This window comes from Streptomyces sp. NRRL B-1347 (assembly GCF_000720325.1).
GTDB lineage: Bacteria > Actinomycetota > Actinomycetes > Streptomycetales > Streptomycetaceae > Streptomyces.
In genome coordinates this window covers 46,994-71,303 of the sequence record NZ_JOJM01000026.1, presented here as the reverse complement: position 1 = coordinate 71,303, position 24,310 = coordinate 46,994, and the positions used below count along the sequence as shown (strand labels likewise).

23 protein-coding genes are annotated in these 24,310 nt (G+C 73.9%); 9 read left to right on the top strand and 14 right to left on the bottom strand.

The features are described 5' to 3' along the window. Positions 1 to 100: 100 nt before the first annotated feature. From IG74_RS0122545 to IG74_RS0122535, 3 genes are read right to left on the bottom strand one after another with little or no spacing between them, the layout of a single operon-like run. Positions 101 to 556, bottom strand: coding sequence for a hypothetical protein (locus tag IG74_RS0122545; protein WP_030680193.1), 456 nt, complete (start codon positions 554 to 556; stop codon positions 101 to 103). Next, entirely contained in the window at positions 549 to 782 is a 234-nt protein-coding gene (locus IG74_RS0122540; RefSeq protein WP_030680189.1) for a hypothetical protein, read from the bottom strand. Before IG74_RS0122540 ends, IG74_RS0122545 begins: the two co-directional genes overlap by 8 nt. Further along, entirely contained in the window at positions 779 to 1,036 is a 258-nt protein-coding gene (locus tag IG74_RS0122535) for a hypothetical protein (RefSeq protein ID WP_030680185.1), read from the bottom strand. Before IG74_RS0122535 ends, IG74_RS0122540 begins: the two co-directional genes overlap by 4 nt. A 63-nt stretch (positions 1,037 to 1,099) precedes the next feature. Between IG74_RS0122535 and IG74_RS0122530 the strand changes: the two genes are divergently transcribed. The 5 genes from IG74_RS0122530 (at position 1,100) to IG74_RS0122510 (ending at position 6,068) form a co-directional block, all read left to right on the top strand. After that, positions 1,100 to 1,552 carry a DNA-processing protein DprA gene (locus IG74_RS0122530; protein ID WP_030680181.1) on the top strand — a complete coding sequence of 151 codons (453 nt, stop codon included), beginning with the start codon at positions 1,100 to 1,102 and terminating at the stop codon, positions 1,550 to 1,552. Positions 1,553 to 1,577: 25 nt separating this feature from the next. Further along, positions 1,578 to 2,912, top strand: a complete 1,335-nt coding sequence (locus tag IG74_RS0122525) for a hypothetical protein (RefSeq protein WP_030680178.1) — start codon at positions 1,578 to 1,580, stop codon at positions 2,910 to 2,912. Positions 2,913 to 3,027: 115 nt separating this feature from the next. Then, a complete protein-coding gene (locus tag IG74_RS0122520) occupies positions 3,028 to 4,287 on the top strand; it encodes an ABC transporter substrate-binding protein (RefSeq protein WP_030680173.1) in 1,260 nt (419 codons plus the stop codon). Then, positions 4,284 to 5,228, top strand: a complete 945-nt coding sequence (locus IG74_RS0122515; protein ID WP_234334412.1) for a carbohydrate ABC transporter permease — start codon at positions 4,284 to 4,286, stop codon at positions 5,226 to 5,228. Before IG74_RS0122520 ends, IG74_RS0122515 begins: the two co-directional genes overlap by 4 nt. Before the next feature lie 3 nt (positions 5,229 to 5,231). After that, positions 5,232 to 6,068 carry a carbohydrate ABC transporter permease gene (locus IG74_RS0122510; protein WP_030680164.1) on the top strand — a complete coding sequence of 279 codons (837 nt, stop codon included), beginning with the start codon at positions 5,232 to 5,234 and terminating at the stop codon, positions 6,066 to 6,068. 55 nt (positions 6,069 to 6,123) lie between these two features. On the opposite strand, the gene IG74_RS0122505 is transcribed toward IG74_RS0122510, so the two are convergent. Further along, positions 6,124 to 7,623 (bottom strand): alpha/beta hydrolase, encoded by a 1,500-nt coding sequence (locus IG74_RS0122505; protein ID WP_078868966.1) that lies wholly within the window; start codon positions 7,621 to 7,623, stop codon positions 6,124 to 6,126. 225 nt (positions 7,624 to 7,848) lie between these two features. Here IG74_RS0122505 and IG74_RS0122500 point away from each other — a divergent pair, with 225 nt between their 5' ends. Both IG74_RS0122500 and IG74_RS0122495 read left to right on the top strand, forming a co-directional pair. Continuing rightward, a complete protein-coding gene (locus tag IG74_RS0122500; RefSeq protein WP_030680159.1) occupies positions 7,849 to 10,605 on the top strand; it encodes an AfsR/SARP family transcriptional regulator in 2,757 nt (918 codons plus the stop codon). Positions 10,606 to 10,744: 139 nt separating this feature from the next. Then, complete coding sequence (locus IG74_RS0122495) at positions 10,745 to 11,497, top strand: DUF4232 domain-containing protein (RefSeq protein ID WP_030680155.1); 753 nt, start codon at positions 10,745 to 10,747, stop codon at positions 11,495 to 11,497. Positions 11,498 to 11,592: 95 nt separating this feature from the next. Here the strand turns inward: IG74_RS0122495 and IG74_RS0122490 are convergent, their stop codons facing one another. Beyond that, positions 11,593 to 13,452 carry an APC family permease gene (locus tag IG74_RS0122490; RefSeq protein ID WP_030680153.1) on the bottom strand — a complete coding sequence of 620 codons (1,860 nt, stop codon included), beginning with the start codon at positions 13,450 to 13,452 and terminating at the stop codon, positions 11,593 to 11,595. A 223-nt stretch (positions 13,453 to 13,675) separates the two neighbouring features. On the opposite strand from IG74_RS0122490, the gene IG74_RS0122485 reads away from it, so the two are divergent. Then, positions 13,676 to 14,260 carry a hypothetical protein gene (locus IG74_RS0122485; protein ID WP_234334410.1) on the top strand — a complete coding sequence of 195 codons (585 nt, stop codon included), beginning with the start codon at positions 13,676 to 13,678 and terminating at the stop codon, positions 14,258 to 14,260. A gap of 88 nt (positions 14,261 to 14,348) precedes the next feature. On the opposite strand, the gene IG74_RS0122480 is transcribed toward IG74_RS0122485, so the two are convergent. The 9 genes from IG74_RS0122480 to soxR all read right to left on the bottom strand — a co-directional run bounded on the left by IG74_RS0122480 (position 14,349) and on the right by soxR (position 23,593). Then, positions 14,349 to 15,278 (bottom strand): oxidoreductase, encoded by a 930-nt coding sequence (locus IG74_RS0122480; protein ID WP_030680150.1) that lies wholly within the window; start codon positions 15,276 to 15,278, stop codon positions 14,349 to 14,351. A 258-nt stretch (positions 15,279 to 15,536) separates the two neighbouring features. Then, a complete protein-coding gene (locus tag IG74_RS0122475; RefSeq protein ID WP_030680148.1) occupies positions 15,537 to 16,313 on the bottom strand; it encodes an SDR family NAD(P)-dependent oxidoreductase in 777 nt (258 codons plus the stop codon). A 65-nt stretch (positions 16,314 to 16,378) separates the two neighbouring features. After that, complete coding sequence (gene nirD / locus IG74_RS0122470; RefSeq protein WP_030680147.1) at positions 16,379 to 16,750, bottom strand: nitrite reductase small subunit NirD; 372 nt, start codon at positions 16,748 to 16,750, stop codon at positions 16,379 to 16,381. Next, positions 16,747 to 19,293 (bottom strand): nitrite reductase large subunit NirB, encoded by a 2,547-nt coding sequence (nirB, locus tag IG74_RS0122465; protein ID WP_030680144.1) that lies wholly within the window; start codon positions 19,291 to 19,293, stop codon positions 16,747 to 16,749. Before nirB ends, nirD begins: the two co-directional genes overlap by 4 nt. A 1-nt stretch (position 19,294) precedes the next feature. Beyond that, a complete protein-coding gene (locus tag IG74_RS0122460; protein ID WP_030680127.1) occupies positions 19,295 to 20,527 on the bottom strand; it encodes an NAD(P)/FAD-dependent oxidoreductase in 1,233 nt (410 codons plus the stop codon). A gap of 166 nt (positions 20,528 to 20,693) precedes the next feature. After that, complete coding sequence (locus IG74_RS0122455; RefSeq protein WP_051855157.1) at positions 20,694 to 21,341, bottom strand: class F sortase; 648 nt, start codon at positions 21,339 to 21,341, stop codon at positions 20,694 to 20,696. Positions 21,342 to 21,450: 109 nt separating this feature from the next. Next, the gene (locus tag IG74_RS0122450) at positions 21,451 to 21,996 is read right to left on the bottom strand and encodes a hypothetical protein (RefSeq protein ID WP_030680121.1); all 546 of its coding nucleotides are present in this window, start codon (positions 21,994 to 21,996) and stop codon (positions 21,451 to 21,453) included. 204 nt (positions 21,997 to 22,200) lie between these two features. Then, entirely contained in the window at positions 22,201 to 23,022 is an 822-nt protein-coding gene (locus tag IG74_RS0122445) for an aminotransferase class IV (protein WP_030680118.1), read from the bottom strand. Positions 23,023 to 23,134: 112 nt separating this feature from the next. After that, positions 23,135 to 23,593 (bottom strand): redox-sensitive transcriptional activator SoxR, encoded by a 459-nt coding sequence (gene soxR, locus IG74_RS0122440; protein ID WP_030680113.1) that lies wholly within the window; start codon positions 23,591 to 23,593, stop codon positions 23,135 to 23,137. Between the two features lie 63 nt (positions 23,594 to 23,656). On the opposite strand from soxR, the gene IG74_RS0122435 reads away from it, so the two are divergent. After that, on the top strand, positions 23,657 to 24,289 hold the full coding sequence (locus tag IG74_RS0122435) for an NADPH-dependent FMN reductase (protein WP_030680110.1): 633 nt from the start codon (positions 23,657 to 23,659) through the stop codon (positions 24,287 to 24,289). The last annotated feature ends 21 nt before the right edge of the window (positions 24,290 to 24,310 follow it).

The following is a 24,310-nucleotide window of genomic DNA, read 5'->3' as shown; positions in this document are numbered from 1 at the left end:
CGATACGGCGGCGGCCCCGGCCCACGATGAAGGGGCGGCACCTTGTGCGGGGTGCCGCCCCTTCGCGTTTGCCTGGGGAACGGAGAGCGGGCGGGAAGGGCTACCGCGTGTCCGGCGCCGGGCAGGTGCGGGCATGGAGGTAGCTGAAGACGGGCCCGTTCAGGCCCTGCCAGAGGTGCGGGCGCACAGGTGCGTCGGGCGCGATGGTGGCCCGGCAGTTCACGCACGACAGCTCCGGCCGTCCTGCCCGCGCCTGCGCGGACAGATGCGAAGTGGCCAGCGCGCTCGCCTGCTCGCAGGGGCCGAGCGGGCACCGCAGGCATCCGATGCCGTGGTCGTACCAGTTGAGGTACGTCGTCAGAGCCCGGCTCTGGTCCTCGCAGCAGGGGGCGCAACCGTGCGGGCGCCAAGGGCTGGGGCCGCCGAGGTCGATCCCCTCACGTGGGTGGAGCTCGTACTCGCACCACACGCACACAGCTCCGGACCGCTGCTGCTCGGTGAGGTCGTCGGCAGCGGGCACGGCGAACAGCCGTAGTGCCTCGGTCGCATCAGGCACGAGTGCTCACCTCTCTCTGGAGGGTGGGCTCGTAGCCCCCTTCCTCGCCAGTCCGCGCGTGCCGGAGCCGGGCGCCCTCGGGGCAGTCGGCCAGGAGACCGAGGTGTCGGCGCGGGCAGTTGTTCAGGTGTTCTCGGTAGGCCTCGTACCGGTCCGGGAGCGCGTGACCGCCCTGATCGCCGTCGAGGTCGGAGGCGGTCGCCCTGTGCTGACGCTGCCCGGTCATCGCGCCGCCCCGGGAGTCCGGTTGACGGCGAGGATGCGCGAGATGCGATCGGCACACGTCCGCTCTGCCCCCTGCGCGCCCACCTCGTGGTCGAATCCGGTGACGTACCGGTCCCCGATGACGAGAATCTCCTCGGACAGGCGACTGTTCAGGGGATTGGTCACGATGAGCCGCATCGCGGGTTCGTCAACGGTGGTCAACAGGCCGAGATCTTCCAGGTGGCCGGAGAGCTGCTTCAGGTCGTTGCTGTCCATGCTCTGACGATCCCAACGAGGGGGCAGAGGCGGGATATGACAAGCTGCGACACAGAGTCGATCATGCGCGGAGTGGCCGTGACCGGCACCAGGAACACGGGGCACCGCAGCCTCGCCGAGTACGCGGACCTGTTCCGCGACTACCTCGGACCGTTCGCCTCCCCAGGCGCGCACTTCTACATCGGAGGTGCCAAGGGCGTCGACTCCATGTCCTTGATCTGGCTGGCGGGCAACACGTCGGCGGCGATCACCGTCGTCGTTCCCGGCCGCGTCGACCAGCAGCCCGCCGAGGCCCGCCAGGCCATCGCCCGCGCCCGCGACCGGATCCGGGAGATCGTCGAACTGCGAGCGTCGGAGCTGAAGGCTCCCGCCTATCACGCACGCAACCGGTGGATGGTCGACCGCGCGAGCATGACGATCGGCTATCCCCACCACGCCGAAGAGTCCTCGGGCACGTGGCAGACCCTCGACTACACACGCGATCAGGGGAAACCGCGCCTGATCGTGCCCGTGTAGAGCCGACCCGCGCCACTATGACGACATGGAGGATCGAGCCGCAGGCGCGGCACGACTGAAGGCCCTCCGGCACCGCCGCGGCCTGTCCCTCGCTGACGTCGCCCGTGCGCTCGTCTCCCTCGCGCGGGAACTGCATCAGCCGGCGCTGCCCTCGGTGGCCAGCGTGCAGCGATCCGTCGCCCGTTGGGAGGCCCCCCGGCCGACCGTGCCGGACGAGCGGTATCAACTCCTGCTCGCCCATCTCTACGCACGCACCCCCGCGGGCGACGCCTCGCTCGGCAGGGGCTCGGACTTCGCCGAACTCATGGAGGCGCTCGGCCTGCTCGGAGAGAGCGAGCGCCGCATGGCCGAACTCCGCAGCCTGGTCCTCCGCGTAGTCACCGACTCCGGGGGCGGGCTGCTCGCCCTGCTCGCGCCGGGCACGCAGGCCGGGTTGAACGCGGCGCTCGCCGATCCGACGCGAGCGGACGAGACGACCGTGGCGGGGCTGGCTGCCGTCGTGGCCGACGTGAACGCCGAAGTGGGCTCACTGCCCATGGTGCGGCTTCAACTCCTCCTCGCGCCCGCCGTCGAGGCGGCGAGGCGCCTTCTCGCGGGCCCGGTGCCCGCACCGCTCGTGCCTCACCTGAGAGACGTCGCGGTCACCGCCATGGTCCTGGGCGGCCGACTCGCCTTCGAGACGCGGGACGATGCCGCGTCCAGGGCCCTGTACGGCGAAGCCACGCGCGAGGCGGGTCTCCTCGAACAGCCGTGGCGGCAGGCCGGTGTGCACATGAGCCATGCCCTCGTCACCCTCTACTCGACGAACGGCCTCGACGGCGCGCGGCGCCTGGTCGACCGGGCCGTACATGCTGCCCGTTCCGGCGAGAGCGCGCTGACCCGCGCACGCGCCCATGCGCTCCAGGCCGAGCTGGCCGCGCGGTCCGGGCGCGGGCGGCGGTCCCGGGCGGCTCTGGGGCTCGCCTGGTACGACATCGAGGCCGATCACACCGACGATCCCGCGCCCACCTCGTTCTCCCCCGGCCATCTGCGCGGCTTCGAGGGCGTGTGTGAGCTGTATGTCGGTGATCCGGCCGAGGCGCACGACCGGTTCGCCCGGTCCGTGGAGACGCTGTCCGCCCCACGGGAGCAGGTGCAGAGGGCCATCGTGACGACGGACCAGGCACTCGCCCGGATCCGGCTCGGTGAACCGCGGGACGCCGTACGGCTGCTGCACCGATGTGTTGCCGCGGCGTCGGCCACGGGGGGCCGGGTACCCGCGCTGCGCCTGCGGCAGGCCCGCCGGGAACTGCGACCGTGGCGCCGGGAGGGCTGGGTGGCGGATCTCGACGACCACCTGATGGAAGCCCTCGGCGCGTGACGGACCCGCTGCGCCCAAGGCAAACACACGACCGCAATACGCCTGTCGTAATCCCCCTGCATGGTTGATCGTTGGGCCCGACACGTACCCGTCGATCCACGCAGGGGGACACGTCATGACCATCAGTCGCAGGACACTGCTCGGCACGGGCGCGGCGCTCGGGCTGCTCACCGCGTGCGGGTCCAACACCGGCCGCGACGGCGGTGGTTCGGGCGGCAAGGGGCCGAAGCTGTCGCACTGGTACCACCAGTACGGGGAGACCGGGACCGAGCAGGCGGTCAAACGGTACGCGGCCGCGTACCGCGAGGCGGACGTCGCGGTCCAGTGGCGTCCTGGCAACTACGACGAGCAGACCGCCGCCGCGCTGCTCACCAAGTCGGGCCCCGACGTCTTCGAGGTCAACGGGCCGAGCCTGGACCAGATCAGGGGCGGGCAGGTCGTGGACCTCACGGACCTGTTCGACGGGGTGAAGGACGACTTCAACCCGGTGGCGCTCGCGCCCAAGACGTACGACGGCAGGATCTGGGCGATCCCGCAGGTCGTCGACATGCAGCTGCTGTACTACCGCAAGAGCCTCCTGGCCGACGCGGGCGTCGAGCCGCCGCGCACGCTCGACGCGCTCGTCGACGCGGCGAAGGAGCTGACCACCGAGAAGACCAAGGGCCTCTTCCTCGGGAACGACGGTGGTGCGGGCGTCCTCGGCGGCACTCCCCTGTACGCGGCGGGCCTGAGCCTCGTGACCGACGACGGGAAGGTCGGCTTCGACGATCCCGCCGCCGCCCGCGCGCTCGCCAAGGTGCGCGAGCTGTACCGGGCGAAGGCGCTGCTGCTCGGCGCGCCCTCCGACTGGTCGGACCCGTCGGCGTTCGTGCAGGGCCTGACGGCCATGCAGTGGTCGGGCCTGTGGGCGCTGCCCGCCGTGCGGAAGGCGCTCGGGGACGACTTCGGGGTGCTCGCGTTCCCGGCGGACGGGCCCGACGGCAAGCCCGCCGTGCCGGTCGGCGCGTACGGCGCGGCCGTGAGCGCCCGCACCGCGCACAAGGACGCGGCCAAGGACTATCTGAAGTGGCTGTGGATCGACAGGACCGAGTACCAGCGGGACTTCGCGCTGAGCTACGGCTTCCACATCCCGGCCCGGCTCTCCCTCGCGAAGAAGGCGGACGCGCTCGCCAAGGGCCCCGCGGCGGACGCCGTGCGCTTCTCCACCGAGAACGGCCACGCCGAACCGCTCCTTTGGACGCCCGCGAGCCGCGTCGCCTACCAGGACGCGCTCAGCCGCATCATCAAGTCCGGCGCGAATCCGGAGAGCGAGCTGAGGTCCGTGGTGCGCAAGGTGTCGGCGGAGCTCACCCGCGTGCGGAAGAAGTCCGCGTGAGCGGCGGCCGTCCCGGCCTGGCGCGGCGGCTCGCCGGACCGCAGAACCGCAACCTGTGGTTCTGGGTGTTCGTCGGCCCCTTCGCGCTCGGCCTGCTCGTCTTCACGTACGTACCGCTCGGCTGGAGCGTCTACCTCAGCTTCTTCGACGCCCACAACACCGTCTCGCCCACCGAGTTCGTCGGCTTCGACAACTACACGTCGATGCTGAAGAACGACGCGTTCACCGACAGCCTGTGGACCTTCGCCGTGTTCACGGCCTTCATCGTGCCGACGACGTTCGTCCTGTCCCTGTCGCTGGCGTTGATGGTGAACCGGCTGCGCCGCGCGCAGGCGTTCTTCCGGTCGGTGTTCTTCCTCCCGGCGGCGTGCAGCTACGTCGTGGCCGCCCTGATCTGGAAGATGTCGATCTTCAACGGGGTGCGGTTCGGGCTCGCGAACACCGTGCTCGGCTGGTTCGGCGCCGACCAGACGGCATGGCTGTCGACCACGGACCCGCCCTGGTACTGGCTGGTGATCGTCACCGTACGCCTGTGGCTCCAGGCCGGGTTCTACATGGTGCTCTTCCTGGCGGGGCTCCAGCGGATCTCGCCCACCCTGTACGAGGCCGCCGCCGTGGACGGCGCCCGGCCCGGCTGGCAGGTCCTGCGCCACATCACGCTGCCGCAGCTGCGCGCCACGTCCGTCGCCGTGGCGCTGCTCCTGGTCATCAACGCCTTCCAGGCCTTCGACGAGTTCTACAACCTGCTCTCGGACGCCCGCGGCTATCCGCCGTACGCCCGGCCGCCGCTCGTCTACCTCTACTACACGGCGCTCGGCCAGGGGCAGAACCTCGGCCTCGGCAGCGCGGGCGCGGTGCTCCTCGCCCTGATCATCGCGGTGGTGACGGTGGGGCAGGCACGCTGGTTCGGGCTCGGCCGCGGCGACGAGAAGGGAGCCTGAGACATGCACGACGCCTGGGTGCGCGTGGGCCGGGCACTGCGGCTCGCCCTGCTGATCGCCCTCGCCCTGCTCTTCCTGGTCCCGTTCTACCTCCTGGTGCGCAACGGCCTCGCGTCCGAGGAGGACATCACCTCGCCGGACTGGACGTTCTTCCCGTCCACGCTGCACTTCTCGAACGTCACCGAGCTGTTCCGGGACTCGACGGTGCCCATGGCCCGCTCGCTGCTCAACTCGGCGCTCATCGCGGTCCTGACGACCCTCGGCACGCTCCTGGTGGCCTCGCTCGCGGGCTACGGCCTGGCCCGCATCCCCTACCGCTACGCCAACCACGTCTTCTACGCGATCCTCGCCACGCTGATGGTCCCGGCCGCGGTCACCTTCGTGCCGAGCTTCGTCCTCGTGTCGTCGCTCGGCTGGGTGTCGACGCTGCGCGGACTGATTGTCCCGACCCTGTTCTCGGCCTTCGCCTGCTTCGTCTTCCGCCAGTACTTCCTGGGCTTCCCCCGGGAGCTGGAGGACGCGGCGCGGGTGGACGGGCTCGGCTACTGGCGCACGTACTGGCGCGTGGTCGTGCCGAACACGCGGCCGGTGTTCGCGGCCGTCGGCACCATCGTGTTCATCGGCGCCTGGAACTCCTTCCTGTGGCCGCTGGTGATCGGCCAGGACCGGGAGGCGTGGACGGTCCAGGTGGCGCTCGCCTCCTTCAGCACCTCGCAGGTGATCCGGCTGCACGAGCTGTTCGTCGCGGCCGCGGTGTCGATCCTGCCGCTGCTCGTGGTGTTCCTGTTCTTCCAGCGGTGGATCGTGGCGGGGGTGGAGCGGTCGGGCATCGACGACTGACCGGCCCACCCCCGCGGTTCGCCAGAAGGCCCGCCGGAGCCCTGGAACCGGACCCCTAGAAGGCGTTCGGCGCGGCCTCGGCGCGGCGCTGGCCGGGCGTGACGCGGCAGGTCACGTCCTTGGCCGGCAGCTTGCCCGTGGCCAGGTAGCGCATGGACGGGTTCTCCGCGCACGGGTAGCGGCGGTCGCCGAAGAGGACGCCGTGGCCCTCACCCTCGTCGACGGTGATCATCCGCGAGCCCTTGAGCGCGCGGTGCATGTTCCGCGCGCCCGACAGCGGGGTCTGCGAGTCCCACTCGTTCTGCACGAGGAGCAGCGGGACGTCGTTGTCCACCTTGGTGGCGGGCTCGGCGCCCCGCGGCCAGAACGCGCACGGCACGATGCCGGAGGTGAAGTCCCCGTACAGCGGGTAGCGGACGGTGTCGCGCACCGTGTCGCGGTAGTACGTCTCCGGGTCGCGCGGCCAGGCCGCGTCGGCGCACACCACGGCGAACTGGGCGGCGAGTTCGTTGTCCGTCACTGGCTCGGCCGCCGGGCCGGACACGGTGGCCCCGCCGGCGGCGCGCTTCAGCATCCGTACGAGCTCGGCCCCGTTGCGGACGCTGAAGAACTCGGGCCGGGCGATGTTGCGCACGTCGGCGCCGTCGAGCTTCTCGCCGTCGACCACGATCGGCTCGCGGTCGGCCCGCTCCACCAGCTTCCAGAAGGTCCGCTGGACCTGCTTCGGGGAGCTGCCCAGGTGGTAGGTGGCGTCGCGCTCGGCGGTCCACTTCGACCAGCGCTCGAAGGCCGGTCCGACCTCCTCCGCCCAGATGCGGAACATCCCCCGCCACATCCGCTCCGGGTCGACGGCGCTGTCGATGAGCACGCGGTCCGCGCGCTTCGGGAACAGCTGGGTGTAGACGGCGCCGAGCGCGGTGCCGTACGAGACGCCGTAGTACGAGAGCTTCTTCTCGCCCACGGCCGCGCGCATGACGTCCATGTCGCGCGCGGTGTTGCGGGTGTTGATGTACGGCAGCACGCCGCGGTTCTTGGTGCGGCACTTGTCCGCGACGGTCTTGGCCCACTTCACGTTCCGGTCGAACTCGGCGCGCGAGCGGGTGGGCCGCGGGAAGCGCTGCTCGTCACCGGTGAGCCCGCAGCTCAGCGGCGAGCTCTTGCCGACCCCGCGCGGGTCGAAGCCGATCAGGTCGTACTTCTCCAGGACGGCCTTGGGCAGCCCCTCGGACGCCTCCAGGGGCAGGTCGAGCCCCGGCCCGCCGGGCCCGCCCGGGTTGAAGGTCAGGACGCCGTGGCGCTTGCCGGGCTTGCTCGTCCGCACCCGGGAGACGGCGACCTTCAGGGTCTTGCCCTTGGGCGCGCTGTAGTCGAGCGGCACCTTGAGCGTCGCGCACTGGAACTTCGCGGGCTTGTCGGCCGCGCATCTCTTCCAGGTGAGCTTCTGCTGGGTGAACCGCGAGAGGTCGCGCGCCTCGGCGGCGCCGCCGGGCGCGGCCGCCGCCGGGCCCGCGGCCAGGGAGGGCGCGAGGGTCGCCGTCAGGCCGAGCGCGAGCAGCGGCACGACGAGGCGTCGCGATGCGGAGTGAGCCACGTAGAGCTCCCTTCGTTCGTGTGGACGTACCGCACTGTGGGACGCGAACACGGGCACAGTGCCTCCGCCCGTCACACACAGAACGCGCCAAAGGTGGCTCGAATGCGGTCAACCGGCGCAAGAACGGCAACGCAGGCCCCTCCGATAAACTGATCCTTTCCCTCGGAAAGTCGCTGGAAGGTTGCGCACGTGGAGTTCCGGCTGCTCGGAGCGGTGTCCGTCGGCACCGAGGCCGGTGAGCTGCACCTCGGCCCCGCCAAGCGGCGCAGCCTGCTCGCCGCCCTGCTCCTGCGGCCCAACCGCCCCGTTCCGGTGGAGCAGCTGACCGCCACCCTGTGGGAGGACGAGCCGCCGCCGCGCGCCCGCAGCGTCATCCAGGGCCATGTGTCGCGGCTGCGGAGGCTGCTGGCCGACGCGGGCGCCGAGGTGTTCGGGGTCGAGCTGGTCACGCGGGGCGCGGCGTACGTCCTGCGGATGCCGGAGTCGCTGCTCGACGCCCACCGCTTCGAGGAACTGGTGACGCTCGCCCGTTCGCAGCGCGCGCCGGGCGACGCCGTGGCCATGTACCAGGAGGCCCTGTCGCTGTGGCAGGGGCCCGCGCTGACCGGCGCCTATCCGAGCCCGCCGCTGCTCGCCGCCGCGCACGCCCTCGAAGAGCTCCGGCTCGCCTCCGTGGAGCTGCTCGCCGCGGCCTACGCGCGCCAGGGCGAGCACCACCGGGCGGCGGCCGTCCTGCGCGCGGAGGCCGAAGCCCATCCGCTGCGCGAGTCCCTCTCGGCCGCCCTGATGCGGGCGCTCCAGCGGGCCGGGCGCCGCTCGGAGGCGCTCGACTGGTTCCACCGCACCCGGCGGCTGCTCGCGGACGAGCTGGGCGTGGACCCGGGCCGGGAGCTGGCGGACGCCTACGCGGCGGCGCTGCGCGGGGCGGACGACGACACCGGCACCGACGCGGTTCCTGGCAGCGACACCCCGGCCGCGCCCCCGGCCGCCGCCCCCTCCCGGCCCCCGGCCGCGCTCGCGCCGCTGCCTCCCGCGCCCGTCGACCTGCTGCCCCGGATGCCCCGCGGCTTCCACGGGCGCGGCGCCGAACTCACCGCGCTGTCCCGCGCCGCCGCGGGCGAGGCGCCGGTGTGCCTGGTGACCGGGCCCGCGGGCGTGGGCAAGACGGCGCTCGCCGTGCACTGGGCACACCGCGAGCGCGCCGCCTTCCCCGGCGGTCTGCTCTACGCCGATCTGCGCGGCTTCAGCGACACGGGCGAGCCCGACCACCTCGAAGTGCTGCGCGAGTTCCTGCTGGCGCTCGGGGTCGGGCCGCGCCGGATACCGGAGTCGGCCGGCGCCGCCTCCGCCCTGTACCGCTCGCTCGCCGCCGACCGGCAGCTCCTCGTCGTCCTCGACAACGCCCGCGACTCCGCGCAGGTCAGAGAGTTGCTGCCGGGCGGCGCCCGCTGCGTCACGGTGGTCACGAGCCGGTACCGGCTGCGCGGCCTGATCGCCTCGGACGCGGCCCGCCCGGTGCCGGTGGGCGTCCTCGAACCGGACGACGGCACGGCCCTGCTCGCCGCGGTCCTCGGCGAGGAGCGGGTGCGCGCGGAGGCGGTGGCCGCCCGGCGCCTGGCCGAGCTGTGCGGCGGCCTTCCGCTCGCGCTGCGGGTGGCCGCCGCCCGGCTCGCGGACCAGCCGGACTGGTCCCTGGGCGCGATGAGCGCCGAACTGTCCGACGAGTCGCGCCGCTTGGGCCTGCTCGACGTGGAGGACACGGGCGTACGGGCGGCGCTGCGGCTCACCGTGCGCCGCCTCCCCGACGACGTGGCGCACCACTTCGCCCATCTGGGCCGCCACCCGGGCACGCACGTCGACCGGTTCACGGCCGCCGCCCTCGCGGGCACCGATCCGCAGACGGCCGCGGCCGCCCTGGAGCGCCTGGCCGCGGCCCACCTCGTCACCCGCTCCGCGCCGGGGCGCTGGTCGCTGCACGACCTCGTGCGGCTCTACGCCCGCGGCCTGGACGCCGGGCCCGACGCGGTGCCCCGGGTGCTCGACCACCTCGTGGCCACCGCGCTCGCCGCGGTCGCCGCGGCCGAGCCCGGCGAGGAGGACTGCTTCGACCTGCCCGCGGACTTCCACCGGCCGTCCGCCGTACGGGAGTTCGGCGGCCGCGAGGAGGCCATGGCCTGGTACGCGGCCGAGCGCGACGACCTCACCCTCGCGGTGGCCGCGGCCCGCGCCGCCGGGCTGCACGGCAGGACCTGGCGGCTCGTGCTCGCGCTGTGGCCGCACATCGTGTGGCGGTACCGGGACGGCTGGGCGCCGCTCCTGGAGACGGCGCTCGACGCCGCGAGGGCCGACGCCGACGCCCGCGCCGAGGCGCGGGTGCGGGCCCTGCTCGGCTGGGTCCTCGCCGAGGAGGGCCGCACCGGGGACGCCCTGGCCCATCTGGAGGCCGCAACCGAGCTCGCCGCGCGGGCGGAGGACGTGCCCGGCGAGGCGACCGCGCTGATCAACCTGTCGCTCGTCCAGGCCGCCCTCGGCGACCCGGACGAGGCGGCGGAGGGCTGTCTGCGGGCCGCCGACCTCGCGCGCACGGCGGCCGACCGGCACACCGAGCGCCTGGCCCTGCACCACCTCGCCCGCCATCTGCTGGCCCTCAAGCAGTGGCGACGGGCCCTCGACACGGCCACCGCGGCCCTCGCCGTCGGCATCCCCGCGCAGACGTCGGCGGCGTCCCGGGTGCTGCTCCTCACCACGGCAGGCGAGGCCCTGATCGGCCTGGGCGACGAAGCGGAGGGAGTCCGGCGCCTGGACGCCGCGGCCCTCGAAGCGGAAGCGTCCGGCTTCGACGAGGGCGCGGTCGGAGCGCTCGGCGCGCTGCTGCGCGTCTCGGCCGACGTGGGCCTGCGGGCCCGCTACGACACGGCCGTCATGCGGCTCACGGCCCAGACCTGAGAGCGGTCGTACGCGCGTCAGCGGGACATCAGCGGGGCGCAAGCGGAACGCCAGCGGGGGCGACGAAAGTGGTGTGCACAGCGGGGGTGACTCCGCGAGGACCACCGACCAGCACCACCCGCACCCTGGGGGAACCACCATGCGTACGTCGCGCATCCGCACCACCGCCCTGGCCGCCGCGGCCACCGCCGCCCTCGCCGTGTCCCTGACCGCCTGCGGCAGCTCGGACGACAACGGCGCCGGGAAGAACGAGGTCAGCACGGTCGGCGACGCCTCGGCCGGAAAGACCACGCAGAAGACGGAGAAGACGGAGAAGTCGGGGGCCTCGGGCCGGTCGGACCAGTCCGCGGGGACGAGCGGCTCGGCCGCGACGGGCGGCGACCAGGCCGGTCCCTCCGGCTCCGGTTCGGCCTCGGCCGCGAAGGGCTCCGGCACCACCGTCGAGGCCACGCGCTCCACGAGCGTCCGGCAGTGCGACGGCAACGAGATGTCGTACTCCGTCCTGCACCGCTTCGCGAAGCAGCGCGGCGAGCACCTGCTGATCACCGCGACGAACGCCGACGCCAAGCCGTGCTGGGTCACCTCGTACCCGTCGGTGATGCTCGGCAAGAGCGTGAACGTCCTCGGTCACTCGGCCAAGGACGCACCCGGCGGCACCGCCCGCATCACGGTCAAGCCCGGCGGCAAGGTCTACTCCGCCGTGAACCTCTTCACCGGCGGCGGCAAGAGCCACACCTCGACGGACCTGTCCGTGGCGCTGCGCGACCAGACCGGCGACACCGGCCCCGGCACCGGCCAGGACGCCTTCGACGCCAAGGGCGTGCCGTCGAAGTTCACCTGGTCCAGCGCGGACGTGACCAACTGGAACCCGGCCAAGCCGTACGACTTCTGATCCGTACGACTCCCAGGACCTGCCCGGCGAACCCCCCGTCCCGGGCAGCGAAGGGGCGGCACCCCGCACAGGGTGCCGCCCCTTCGGCACGCGCGCTACCTGCGTGCCGTCAGGCGGAAGCGGAGGCGGCAGATCACCGCGTCCGTGTCGCGGCGGACCGCGTGGGCGAGGACGGCGCCGCGCTGGTTCTGGAGGAGCCGCTGCCACAGGTGCGCGGGCTCGACCTCGGGGATGAGGACGGTGACCCGGGTGCCGGGGTGGTACTGGTACACCTTGCGGACGTACTCGGCGACGGGCCGCCCGACCGTGCGTGCGGCCGAGGGGAGTTCCACCAGGTCGACGCCGGGGTTCCACAGCTCCCAGTCGCGCCGGAGGGACGCGGTGGCCGCGCGGTCCTCGGGGTCCTCGTGGGTGACGGTGACCGCGCGGACCTCGTCGCCCAGGGACACGGCGGCGTTGAGCGCCTCGCAGGTGAGCCGGGAGAGGCCGGACACCGGCACGATCACCAGGGAGTGGTCGCGGTGCGGCGGCTCGGGGACGCGGCCCAGGCCGAGGTCCTCGCCGATGCGCCCGTACGCCCGGTGCACGATCTCGAAGCCGCACACGATCGCGGGCAGCGCGAGCACGATCAGCCAGGCGCCCTCGGTGAACTTGGTGGCCGTCACGACGATCGCCGAGACGCCGGTGAGGACCGCGCCGAAGCCGTTCAGGAAGGCCTTCGCGGGTTTGCCCGCCGCGCGCCAGTGGAGCACCATGCCGGTCTGGCAGAGCGTGAAGCCGACGAAGACGCCGATCGCGAAGAGCGGCACCAGGGTGTTGGTGTCGCCGCCGGAGAAGACGAGCAGGGCCGCGCCCGCGACGGCGAGCGCGAGCACGCCGTGGCGGTGGACCTGCCGGTCGGCCTTGAGGGCGAACACGTGCGGCAGGTAGTTGTCCCGCGCCAGCAGGCTCATCAGGACGGGCAGCCCGCCGAAGGAGGTGTTCGCGGACAGGGCGAGCAGCACCACCGTGGCGAACTGCACCACGTAGAAGGCCCAGTTGTGGCCGAGCGAGGCGTCCGTGAGCTGGGCGAGCACGGTGACGCCCTCGACGGGCTGGAGCCCGAAGCGGGAGATCAGGACGGACAGGCCGATCAGCATCACGCCGAGCAGCGCGCCGAGCGCGACCTCCGCGTGCTGGGCCCGCTTGACGCGCGGGGCGCGGAAGGACGGCACCGCGTTGGCGATCGCCTCGACGCCGGTGAGCGCGGAGCAGCCGGACGCGAAGGCCTTGAGCAGCAGCAGCGCGCCGACCGTGGTGGCGTTGTCGGCGAGGGCGGAGGCATGGCCGTCGGCGGCCTCGGTGGACACCGGGCCGTCCCGGAACAGGCCGACGGCGACCATGGTGAGGATGGCGCCCACGAACACGGCGGTCGGCACGATGAACACCCGCGCCGAGTCGACGATGCCGCGCAGGTTCACCGCGGTGATCAGCACGAGGACGCCCAGGCACAGCCACAGCCTGTCGCCGTACAGCTCGGGGAAGGCGGAGGTCAGGGCGGCCACACCGGCGGTCACGGCGACGGCCACGTTCAGGACGTAGTCCAGGACGAGGGACGCGGCCGCGACCAGGCCCGAGCGGCGGCCCAGGTGCGCCTTCGCGGCCGCGTAGGAGCCGCCGCCGTCGGGGAAGGCGGCGATGACCTGGCGGTAGGAGGCCACGAGGACGGCGAGCAGTCCGGCGATCGCGAGGGTCACGGGCAGCGTGAAGCCGAGGCCGTGGCCGCCCGCGGCGGCGAGGACGAGCACGATGGCCTCGGGCCCGTAGGCCACGGAGGCCATGGCGTCCAGGGAGAGGGCGGCCAGGCCCTGCAGCGCGGTGAGGCGATGACGGTCGCCCGGGTCCGTGACGCCGGAACCGGTATCGGGGGGCTCCTCGATGGCCGGGGCGCCGGGGCGCTCGGAGACGGTCGTCATGGTGTGTGCCTTTCGAACGGGGTGGCCAATACGCGGCTGACCTCAGCGTCAGCGCGCGGACCCGGCCCGGCGGCACTTCTTGGCGGCTCTTTGGCGGGGGTGAGCTGCTTCTTGACGGCTTGTTAAGGGGAGCTGTCAGCTTCGCGTCAAGGTGTGGCATGGATGTGTATGCGGTACGTCAACAGCGCGTCCGGGCCCGTGGCACGGCTCTACGGTGCGGCCCATGGGACTTGACTGGAGGGCGCGGGCCACGGCGCACCGCGACGCGGTCCGTGGGGGGACGCGCACACACCGGATGCCGACGCGGGACGAGGTGGTGACCGACCGGCGATGGGGGGCCGACCTGCGGGCCGCCGTCTTCTGTTCGCTCGCCCTGCTCGTCCTGATCGTCCTCGTCGACCTGGGCGCGGGCACGCTGAGCACGCCCCGCGTCGGCCTGTGGGCTGCGCTCGCGGTCCTCCTGTACGTGATCCTGCACCCGGCGCGGGTCACCGCGGGCCCCGGCTGGCTCGCGGTGCGCGGCCCGCTGCGGCGGCGGCACGTGTGCACCAACCTGCTGACCAGCGTCCACGTCAGCGAGACCGTCGCCGCGCGGCTCGTCCTGTGCGACTCGCTCGGCCACCGGGTCGAGTTCGACCCGCGGGTCCTGGCCGAGAACCCGCTGCTGCTGCACCGCCTGGACGAGGGGGCTCGTGCCGCCCGGGCCTGCGGGCTGCTGAGCTGCGGCGCGACCGAACTCGACCGGCTCATGGCACGCCTGGACGGCGGGAGCGCGAAGGCGGTGTTCAAGGCGTCCGGGATGTGCTGATGCATGGCCGAGGCGCGGTGTTTTGTCTGTGGGGCGTGGCTGGTCGCGCCCGCGCGGCGGAGCCGCATATCGGGACAGCCCCGCGCCCCTACGGGGCGCCGTCGTACCGCACGCCCGTCAGCTGCTCAGATGCCTCCCACAGGCGGGCGGCGGCCCGGTCGTCGAAGGTCCACTTCGCGCGCAGGGACGGTGCGGGGGCGCCGCGCCAGTTGAGCAGCCGCGGCCCGGTGAAGGAGTCCGGGCGCACGCCGGGCGCCGTGGCCGCGTAAAGGGTGGGCAGCGCCCCCGCCTCCGCGGGCTGGGCGACGAGGCGGTTGCCGAGCGCCATGACCGTCTCCGCCGCCTTGCGGCCCTCCATCCGGGGCCCGGCCGCCTGGAGGTTCGTCGAGGCGTAGCCGGGGTGCGCGGCGGCCGCGACGACGTCGGCCCCCGCGGCCGCGACGCGCCGCGCCAGCTCGTGCGTGAACAGCAGGTTCGCGGTCTTGGAGCGGCCGTAGACGAGCCAGCGGCGGTAGCGGCGCTCGCTGTTGAGGTCGCGCATGTCCACGTTCGCGAGCAGGTGGAGCATGCTGGACACGGTGACGACGCGGGCGCCGGGCGTCCGCAGCAGCTGCGGCAGGAGCAGCCCGGTGAGCGCGAAGTGCCCGAGGTGGTTGACGCCGAACTGCGTCTCGAACCCGTCGACGGTGCGGCGATGGGGGAGTGCCATCACGCCCGCGTTGTTGACGAGCAGGTCGAGCCGTCCGCCGTGCTCGCGGTCGTGGCGCTCGGCGAACTCCCGTACGGAGCCGAGGTCTCCGAGGTCGAGCCGCCACACCGCCGCGTCGGCGGACGGCACCTCGGCGGTCAGCCGCTCCAGGGCCTCGGCGCCGCGGGTCTCGCTGCGGCAGGCGAGCACCACCCGCGCGCCGTGCCGGGCCAACTCCCTTGCCGTGCAGTAGCCGAGCCCGCTGTTGGCCCCGGTGACCACGGCGTGGCGCCCGCTCAGATCGGGCATGTCTGCGGCGGTCCATCCCATGCGGGCGAGCGTACGCCGCAACGGCAGGGCGGACGAGCGGCGAATTCAAGCCCGTCCGGCGTTCGAGGACGAGCCGACGCGGCCGAGTGTAGGAGGGAATGGACGCCGGAATTCAAGCCTGTCCGGCGTCCGGGGACGAGCCGACGCGGCCGAGTGTAGGAGGGAATGGACGCCGGAATTCAAGCCCGTCCGGCGTTTGAGGACGAGGCCGAAGGCCGATATCCCGCGCAAGACGCCCACGTCAGGAAGACGCCCACGTCAGGAAGAGGCCCCGCCGTCCACGACGAGATCCGTGCCCACTACCGACGCCGCGTCGTCCGACGCCAGGTACAGCACCGCGGCCGCGATCTCCGCCGAGTCCACGATCCGGCCGAGCGGCGACTCGTTCCGCATGCGCGCGGCGCGGTCCGCCTCGCTCTCGCCGGGCCGCAGCGACATGGAGGTGGCGGACGCGCCGGGGGACACGGCGTTGATGCGCACGCCGTCCTGGATGTGGTCGAGGGCGGCCGCGCGCGTCAGGGCGGACACCGCGGCCTTGGAGGCGACGTAGCCGGCGATGCCCGGGCGGCGCTTGTGGGCGCCCAGGTTGGAGGCGATGTTGACGATGGCGCCGCCGCCCGGCTGCTCGCGCATCTGGCGCACCTGGGCCTGGAGGGCGAACAGCACGCCGCTGACGTTGACGTCGAGCAGCGTGCGCCAGTCGTCCTCGGAGATTTCGGCGACGGGCGCGCCGCCCTTGAAGACGCCCGCGTTGTTCACCGCCACGTCGAGCGAGCCGAAGCGGTCGACGGCGGCCCGCACCAGGGCCTGGACCGCGGCGGCGCTCGCGACGTCGGCGACGTGCGCGAGCCCCGTGCCGTCGGCCTCCTCGATCAGTGCGACGGTCTCCTTGAGCGGGGCCTGCGAGCGCCCGGCGACGACGACGTTCGCGCCCTCGGCGGCGAGGGCGAGCGCGACGGCGCGGCCGAGTCCGGACCCGCCGCCGGTGACGAGGGCGGTGCGGCCGGTGAAGCGGTTGCGGGAGGCGACGGGCATGGCGGACTCCTGTGGAGGCGGGCGCGGCGGGACCCGGCCCCCATTTTGGACCGAGCGATCCAATACTAGGCCCCGAGCCGTGCCGCGTACACCCCCACCCGCACCTCGTCGTCGTCCAGGCACTGCCCCGTCACCAGGTCGAAGCGCTGCTTCAGCAGGGGCGAGGCCACGAACACCCGGCCGTCCGCCGAGCCGAGCAGGCCGCGCGAGAGCACGGTCGCGCCGGAGAACGGGTCGCGGTTGTCGATGGCGTACACGCGCCCGGACCGGTCGAGGAACAGCGCCGCCTGCCGCCGCCCGTCGGGGAGCAGCACGGCCACCCCGCGCCCCGGCGTGAGGCAGGACGCGGCGCACACGGTCAGCCACCCCCCGTCGAGCCGCAGCTGCACACTCGTGTCGGTCGCCGTACCGGTAGCCGTCTCGGTTGCCGTCGTCACGCGGAGGTTCCTTCCAGGTCGGCGGCCCGGCGGGAGCCGATGGCCAGCAGGGGCAGGTCCGGCTTGATCTGCTCGCGCTCCGGCACGAAGGCCACCGTCGGGTCGGGGGCCCCGGGCGCGTTCACGAACGACACGAAGCGCGCGAGGCGTTCGGGGTCGTCGAGGGTGGCCGCCCACTCGTCGCGGTAGTGCGCCACGTGCTCGGCCATCAGCGCCTCGAGCTCCGCGCCCAGGCCCAGCGAGTCGTGCACGACGACGTCCCGCAGGTGCTCGACGCCGCCGTCGATCCGCTCCAGCCACGTCGAGGTGCGCTCCAGGCGGTCCGCCGTACGGATGTAGAACATCAGGAACCGGTCGATCAGCCGCACGAGGGCGGCGTCGTCCAGGTCCTGCGCGAGCAGGTCGCCGTGGCGCGGGGTCGCGCCGCCGTTCCCGCCGACGTACAGGTTCCAGCCGCCGGACGTGGCGATGACGCCGAAGTCCTTCGAGCGGGCCTCCGCGCACTCCCGCGCGCAGCCCGACACGGCCGACTTCAGCTTGTGCGGCGCGCGCAGGCCCCGGTAGCGCAGCTCCAGGTCGATGGCCATGCGCACCGAGTCCTGCACGCCGTAGCGGCACCAGGTCCAGCCGACGCAGGACTTCACCGTGCGCAGCGCCTTGCCGTACGCGTGCCCGGACTCGAAGCCCGCGTCCACGAGCCGCGCCCAGATCCGCGGCAGCTGCTCGACCCGGGCCCCGAACAGGTCGATGCGCTGCCCGCCCGTGATCTTCGTGTAGAGCCCGAAGTCCCGCGCCACCTCGCCGATCACGATGAGCTTCTCCGGGGTGATCTCACCGCCGGGCACGCGCGGCACGACCGAATAGGAGCCGTTCTTCTGGAGGTTGGCGAGGAAGTGGTCGTTGGTGTCCTGGAGCGCCGCCTGCTCGCCGTCGAGGACGTAGCCGTCCACGCCGATCGCGGGCGCCAGCGAGGCGATGATCGAGCCGACGGCGGGCTTGCACGTCTCGCAGCCCTCGCCGCCGCGCGCGCCCTCGCGGCCGTGGGTGTCGAGCAGCTCCGCGTACGAGGTGACGCGGCGGACCCGGACGATCTCGTACAGCTCGGCGCGGGTGTGCGGGAAGCAGCCGCACAGCCCCTGGTCGGCGGAGTCCGGCAGGAGCCGGCCGATGAGCTGCACGCAACTGCCGCAGCCCGTACCGGCCTTGGTGCACTTCTTCACCTCGGGCAGCGTCGCGCAGGACTGGATCGCGGCCTTCGTGACGTTGTGGCAGGTGCAGATCACCGCGTCGCCGGGCAGCGCCTCGGGGCCGAGCGCCTGCGCCGCGCCCGCGCCCGCGGGGAGCACCAGCTGCTCGGCGGGGACCGGCGGCACCTGCCCGGTCAGCGCGCGCAGCGTGCCGTACGCCTCCGCGTCGCCGACGAGGACGCCGCCGAGCAGCTCCCCGCCCGCGCCGACGACCAGCTTCTTGTACGTGCCCGAGCGCGAGTCGGAGTAGACGACGTCGAGACAGCCCTCGGCGGCCCCGTGCGCGTCGCCGAACGACGCGACGTCCACGTCGAGCAGCTTCAGCTTCGTGGACAGGTCGGCGCCGGTGAACGCCTGCCCCGTGCCGGACGCGATGGCGTCCGCGGCCGTGCGCGCCATCTCGTACCCGGGCGCGACCAGGCCGTACACGCGGCCGTCGGCGGCCTGCGCGCACTCGCCGATCGCGTACACCGCCGGGTCGCCGGTGCGGCACAGGCCGTCGACGGTGATCCCGCCGCGCTCGCCCACCGGCAGGCCGCAGTCGCGGGCCAGCTGGTCGCGGGGGCGGACGCCTGCGGAGAACACCACCATCTCGGTGGCGAGCTCCGAGCCGTCGGACAGGCGCATCGCCGCCACCGTGCCCTCGTCCGACGCGACGACCTCCTGCGTGCCGACGCCCGTGTGCACGCTCAGGCCACGGCCGGTCAGGGTGCGCAGGAGGGCCGCGCCGCCGCCCTCGTCCACCTGCGCGGGCATCAGGCGCGGCGCGAACTCCACGATGTGCGTGGCGAGTCCGAGCCCCTGGAGCGCGCCCGCCGCCTCCAGGCCGAGCAGTCCGCCGCCGACCACCGCGCCCGTCGTGGCGTGCTTCGTCGCGTACTCCTCGATGGCGAGGACGTCCTCGATGGTGCGGTAGACGAAGCAGCCCGTGGTGTCGCTGCCGGGCACCGGCGGCACGAAGGGGTACGAGCCGGTGGCGAGCACGAGCGTGTCGTACGCCACCGTGAAGCCGGAGCGCGCGGTGACCGTGCGCGCCTGCCGGTCGATGCGCTCGACCGGGTCGTCCACGCGCAGCTCGATGCCGTGCCGGGCGAGGAACTCCGGGTCGGTGAGGGAGAGTTCGTCGGGGGTGCGGCCCGCGAAGTACGAGGTGAGCTGGACGCGGTCGTAGGCCGGGCGGGGTTCCTCGCACAGGACGAGGACGCGGTGCGTGGCGGTGACCCCGCGCTCGGCCAGCTCCTCCAGGAAGCGCTGGCCGACCATGCCGTGGCCGACGAGGACGAGGGTGGGCGGCATGTCAGTGGCCTCCGTCGTGGGTGAGCAGATGCAGCGGCGGGGCGCCGTCGTCCGGCAGGGGCTCGTCCGCCTCCCAGGCGCGGGCGAGCGCGCCGACCGCCGCGAGATCGCCGAGCAGGACGCCGCCGACGAGCCGGTCGCCGCGCACCACGACCTTGCGGTACGTGCCGCGCGTGGCGTCCGCGAGCCGCAGCACGTCGTCGTCGGGGCGGGCGTCGGGCTCCCCGAACGCGGCGACGTCCAGGGGGCGTTCGGCGTGCGGGAGCGTCAGCCGGGTCAGCGAGCGGGTGCCCGTGTACGGGCGGGCGGAGCCAGGCGCGGTGAGCGCCGCGGCCAGCGCGTCGGCCTGGTCGAGCGCGGGCGCGGCCAGACAGGGCGCGCGGCCCGCGTGCTCGGCGCAGTCGCCGACGGCGTGGACGCGGGGGTCGGCGGTGCGCAGGGCGTCGTCGACGACCACGCCCCGGCGCACGTCGAGGCCCGCGGCCCGGGCGAGCCCGACCCGGGGGCGGACGCCGCAGGCGAGCACGGTCAGATCGGTGTCGAGCACGAACCCGTCCGCGAGCTCGACGGACGTCACGGCGCCCTCGCTCTGGCGCACGCCCCGCACCCGGCACTCGGTGTGCACCTCCACGCCGAGCCGCGTCAGGTGCTCGCGCACCAGGTGCGAGGCGGCCGGGTCCAGCTGGCGCTCCATCAGCCGGTCGCCCTGCTGGGCGAGCACGACCCGGGCGCCCCGGTCGGCGAGCGCGCGGGCCGCGCAGACGCCGAGCAGGCCGCCGCCGATGACCACGGCGCGGCAGCCCGGCGTCACCGCGGCCGAGAGCGCCAGGCAGTCGTCGAGGGTCCGGAACGCGTGCACGCCGCCGGGCAGGTCCGTGGCGCCCGGCGGGAACAGGCCGCGCAGCGGGGGCAGGACCGGGTTCGCGCCGGTGGCGAGCACCAGCGTCCCGTACGGCACGCGGGAGCCGTCCGCGCACTGGACCACCCGCTCGGCGCGGTCGATCCGCACCGCCCGGGTGCGCAGGTGCGCGGCCGGGGCGGGCAGCGCGATCACCTCGGGGGCGAGGCGGCCCGCGAGCACGTCCGTGAGCAGGACGCGGTTGTACGGGGCGTACGGTTCCTCCCCGATCAGCAGCGCGTCCGCCCCGAGCCGCGCGGCGAGCCGGGCTCCGGCGAGCCCGGCCCCCACCACGACGACCCGGGGCGCCGGGCCCTTCCCGCAGTGACTGGTCATGCCCCGCAGCCTGCGGGCCGGGTGTTACCCGACGGCCACCACGGTGTTTCCCCGGGGGAACGGTGACCTCCGCGCTCGGCCCGGGGCGCTGTGAGGGCCCGGGGCAGCTCCGGGCTGTGCCCACCCGTCCCGCCCCCTGGGCGGACCAGCTGCCCACAGCGGGAAGCTAAGGCCGGGTGCCCGTCAGGTGGGCGAAGACGACTACGTTGCCCTGGTAGCCCGTGCGCTTCGAGTACGCGCCGCCGCAGGTGATCACCCGTAGCTCGGCCCGCGCCGCGGCCCCGTACACCTTCTCGTCGGGGAAGGCCTTCGCGGCGTAGACCTCCACCGCGTCCACCGCGAAGAGCGCGACCGTGCCGTCGCGCCGCTCCACCTCGATGACCTGGCCCTTCTTGAGCGCGCCGAGGCGGTAGAAGACGGCGGGCCCGTCCGCGTTGTCGACGTGCCCGGCGACGATCGCCGTACCGCGTTCGCCGGGCGTGGTGCCCGCCTCGTACCAGCCGGCGAGGTTGTCGTGCCGGGGCGGCGGCACGTCGAGGCTGCCCTGGCGGGTCAGGCCGAGCCCCATGAGCGGCGCGTCCACGCCGATGGCGGGGACCCGGACGCGGTCGGGCGGCGAGGGCGGCAGCGGCGCGGCGGCGGGCGCGGACCGGGCCCCCGGCGACGCGGCCTGCGCGGCCGAGGGCTGCGGCGGCGGATGCTCCGCCGTGCCGCTGTGCAGGAGCCACGCGCCGGCGCACAGGGCGAGCGCGGTGACGGTCCCTATGAGCGCGGTCCCGGCCTTGCCGCGGGCCGCGCGCGGGCGGTCTGCCATGGCGTCCCCTCGGGGTTCGGGGCCCCTCCCCGCCGCCGCGGCCGCGAGGGACGCTGCGGCCCGGCGGGGGGAGGGGACGGTGGTACCTGCGGACTGCGGAGGGTGTCCGTCAGATCCTGTCGCCTCTCGCCCGGCGATGCAGGAGCCAGGTACCGCCCGCGGCGGCGACGGCGAGAGCGGCCACGCCTGCCGCGGTCTGGACGGGATCGGGACCGAGCGCGCCGCCGACCCCCGTCTTCACGTGCCCCCTGGGGTGCGCGGGCTGCTGCTCGCGCGCGGCCGCCGTGGAGGTGAGCGTCACCGTCAGATCACCGGCGACCTGGCGGCCCCGGGCGGCGGAGCCGGAGCAGCGGGCCACGATCTCGTACGTCCCGGGCTGCGCCGACGGCGGCACCTTGAACCGCCCGGAGGCCTCGGCCGCGCCCGCGGCGGACGCCAGGGCGAAGGTGCCCGCGCCCACCGCGCTCGCGTCGCCCGCGGCGGTGCCGTCCGCGCCGCACGCCGCCGTGCGCACCGTGACCGTGGTGCCGGGCGTCACCGGCGACGGCGAGATGTCGAGGCCGCCCGCGCCCGCGGCGGCCGCGGGTCCCGCGAGCAGGACCGCCGAGGTGACGGCGAGCGCGGCGGTGGTCGTCAGCTGGCGGGCGGTGCGCATGGGGCGTGCTCCTGTCGGGCCGCGTACGGGACACACCTCCGAGGTAACGTGCCCTGCGGCCCGCACGCCTGCTGATGCCCCATCAGAAATGCCGCGCCGGTCCGGCCCCCGATGGACCGGCGGCCGCGTTCCAGCAGGTCACCGGCGTACGGGCGGAAAGACACCGAAGGCGTGGCGCGGCACCTGTGAATGGGTGACCCGGCCTCAGATCACGTCCCGGGGCGCGCCCTCGTACAGGTCGGCGACCGTCGCCATGAGCCGCTCGTCGAGGGGGAAGTCCTGGTCGTCGACGCGCCGGACGGGGGAGACGCCCCAGGAGTTCGTGACGAAGGCGGCCCGGTAGGCGGGCAGGTCCCGCAGGAAGACCGGCCCCCGGCGGGTGGGAAGCCCGGCGTCCGCGAGCAGCGGTTCGAGCAGGCGCATGGTGATGCCGCCCAGGTGCGGCGCCTCGGGCCAGACGACCTCGCGTCCGTCGAAGAAGGCCACGTTCGTCACCGCGCCCTCGCTGATCGCGCCGTCCGGGCCGGTGAGCAGCGCCTCGTCGTAGCCGAGGCGGGCCGCCTCGCGCCGGTGGTAGACCTGCCCGAAGCCGCCCAGGTGCTTGATGTGCGCGACGGGCCGCACGTACGGGACGGACTTCAGGGACTGCGCCCGCCCGGCCATGGTCGCGGGCAGCTCGACGGGCGGGCGGACGGTGACCATCAGGGACGGCTCGCCGTCGGGGGCGTGCACGTAGACGCGTACGGCGGCGTCCCGGAGCGGCTCGCGGCCGGAGCCGTCCGCGGCGAGCGCGTGCCGGATCGCCGCGCGCACCCGCTCGCCGTCCAGGCCCTGGTCGAAGAGCTCGCGGGTCGCCGCGTCGAGCCGGTCGATGTGGAGCGCGAGGCCGCGCACCGCGCCGCCCCTGACCTGCATCGCGGTGAAGTGCCCGAAGCTGTCGAGGGCGCGTGCGCGCAGCTGCTCCGCGGTGGCGGGGGCGCCGTCGATCTCAAGTCGCTCGGGGGCGGCGGGGTTCGATGTCGTCATGGGGGACACCGTACGTACGTGATCATCGGTGCGGGCGGGAGGGCGGACGGCGCCCGCGGCCGGCCTGCCGTCAGCTCGCGCTCGGCGCGCTCGGCCCACACCCGGCCCGCGGTCAGTCCTCGATCAGGCGGCGCGGGCCCGGTCCGTGCGCGGCCAGCTCGTCCCACGGGTTCGACAGGGCGCACTTGTCGAGCGAGAGGCAGCCGCAGCCGATGCAGTCCGCGAGGTTGTCGCGCAGCCGCTGGAGGGTGCGGATGCGCCGGTCGAGGTCGTCCCGCCAGCACTCGGATATCCGGGCCCAGTCCGCGCGGGTCGGCGTGCGGTCCTCCGGGAGCAGGGCGAGCACCTCGCGGATCGTGGCCAGCGGGATGCCGAGCCGCTGCGAGGTGCGGATGAAGGCGACGCGGCGCAGCGTGTCCCGGCTGTAGCGGCGCTGGTTGCCGGTGGTGCGACGGCTGTTGATGAGCCCTTCCCGCTCGTAGAAGCGCAAGGCGGACGGTGCCACTCCGCTGCGCTCGGCGAGCTCGCCGACGGTGGCTTCCTTGGCGTCCGGTGCGAGATGCGAGGTCATGCCGCCACATTAGTCAGCGAAGCCGCTTGACCTGAACCAAGGTTTAACTAAGAGGCTTGCCGCATGAACACCACCACCGATGCCTCCCCGTCCCCCGCCGCCCTGTCCGCCACGGCCGACAAGCCCTTGAAGGTCGCCGTCATCGTCGGCAGCAACCGCGAGGGCCGCTTCGGTCCGGTCGTCGCCGAGTGGCTGCTGCGCCGGGTGCGCGAGCACCAGGGCTTCGAGGTCGATGTCGTCGACCTCGCCGACGTCGACCTGCCCACGTCCCTCTCGTACCGGCCGGACGCCGCGACCCGCGCCGAGCTCGACAAGGTCTCCCCGAAGCTGGCCGCCGCCGACGCGTTCGTCGTCCTCACCCCCGAGTACAACCACTCCTACCCCGCGTCCCTGAAGAGCGTGATCGACTGGCACCGCCCCGAGTGGGAGGCCAAGCCCGTCGCGTTCGTCTCCTACGGCGGGCTCTCCGGCGGTCTGCGCTCGGTCGAGCACCTGCGCCCGGTCTTCGCCGAACTGCACGCCGTCACCATCCGCGAGACCGTCTCCTTCCACAACGCGGGTGCCCTCTTCGACGACGAGGGCACGCACAAGGACCCCGCGGCCGCCGACGCCGCCGCGAAGACGATGCTGGACCAGCTCGCGTGGTGGGCGTGGGCGCTGCGCGCGGCCAAGGAGGTCCGCCCGTACGGGAGCTGAGCCCGTGCCCCGGCCGCGGCG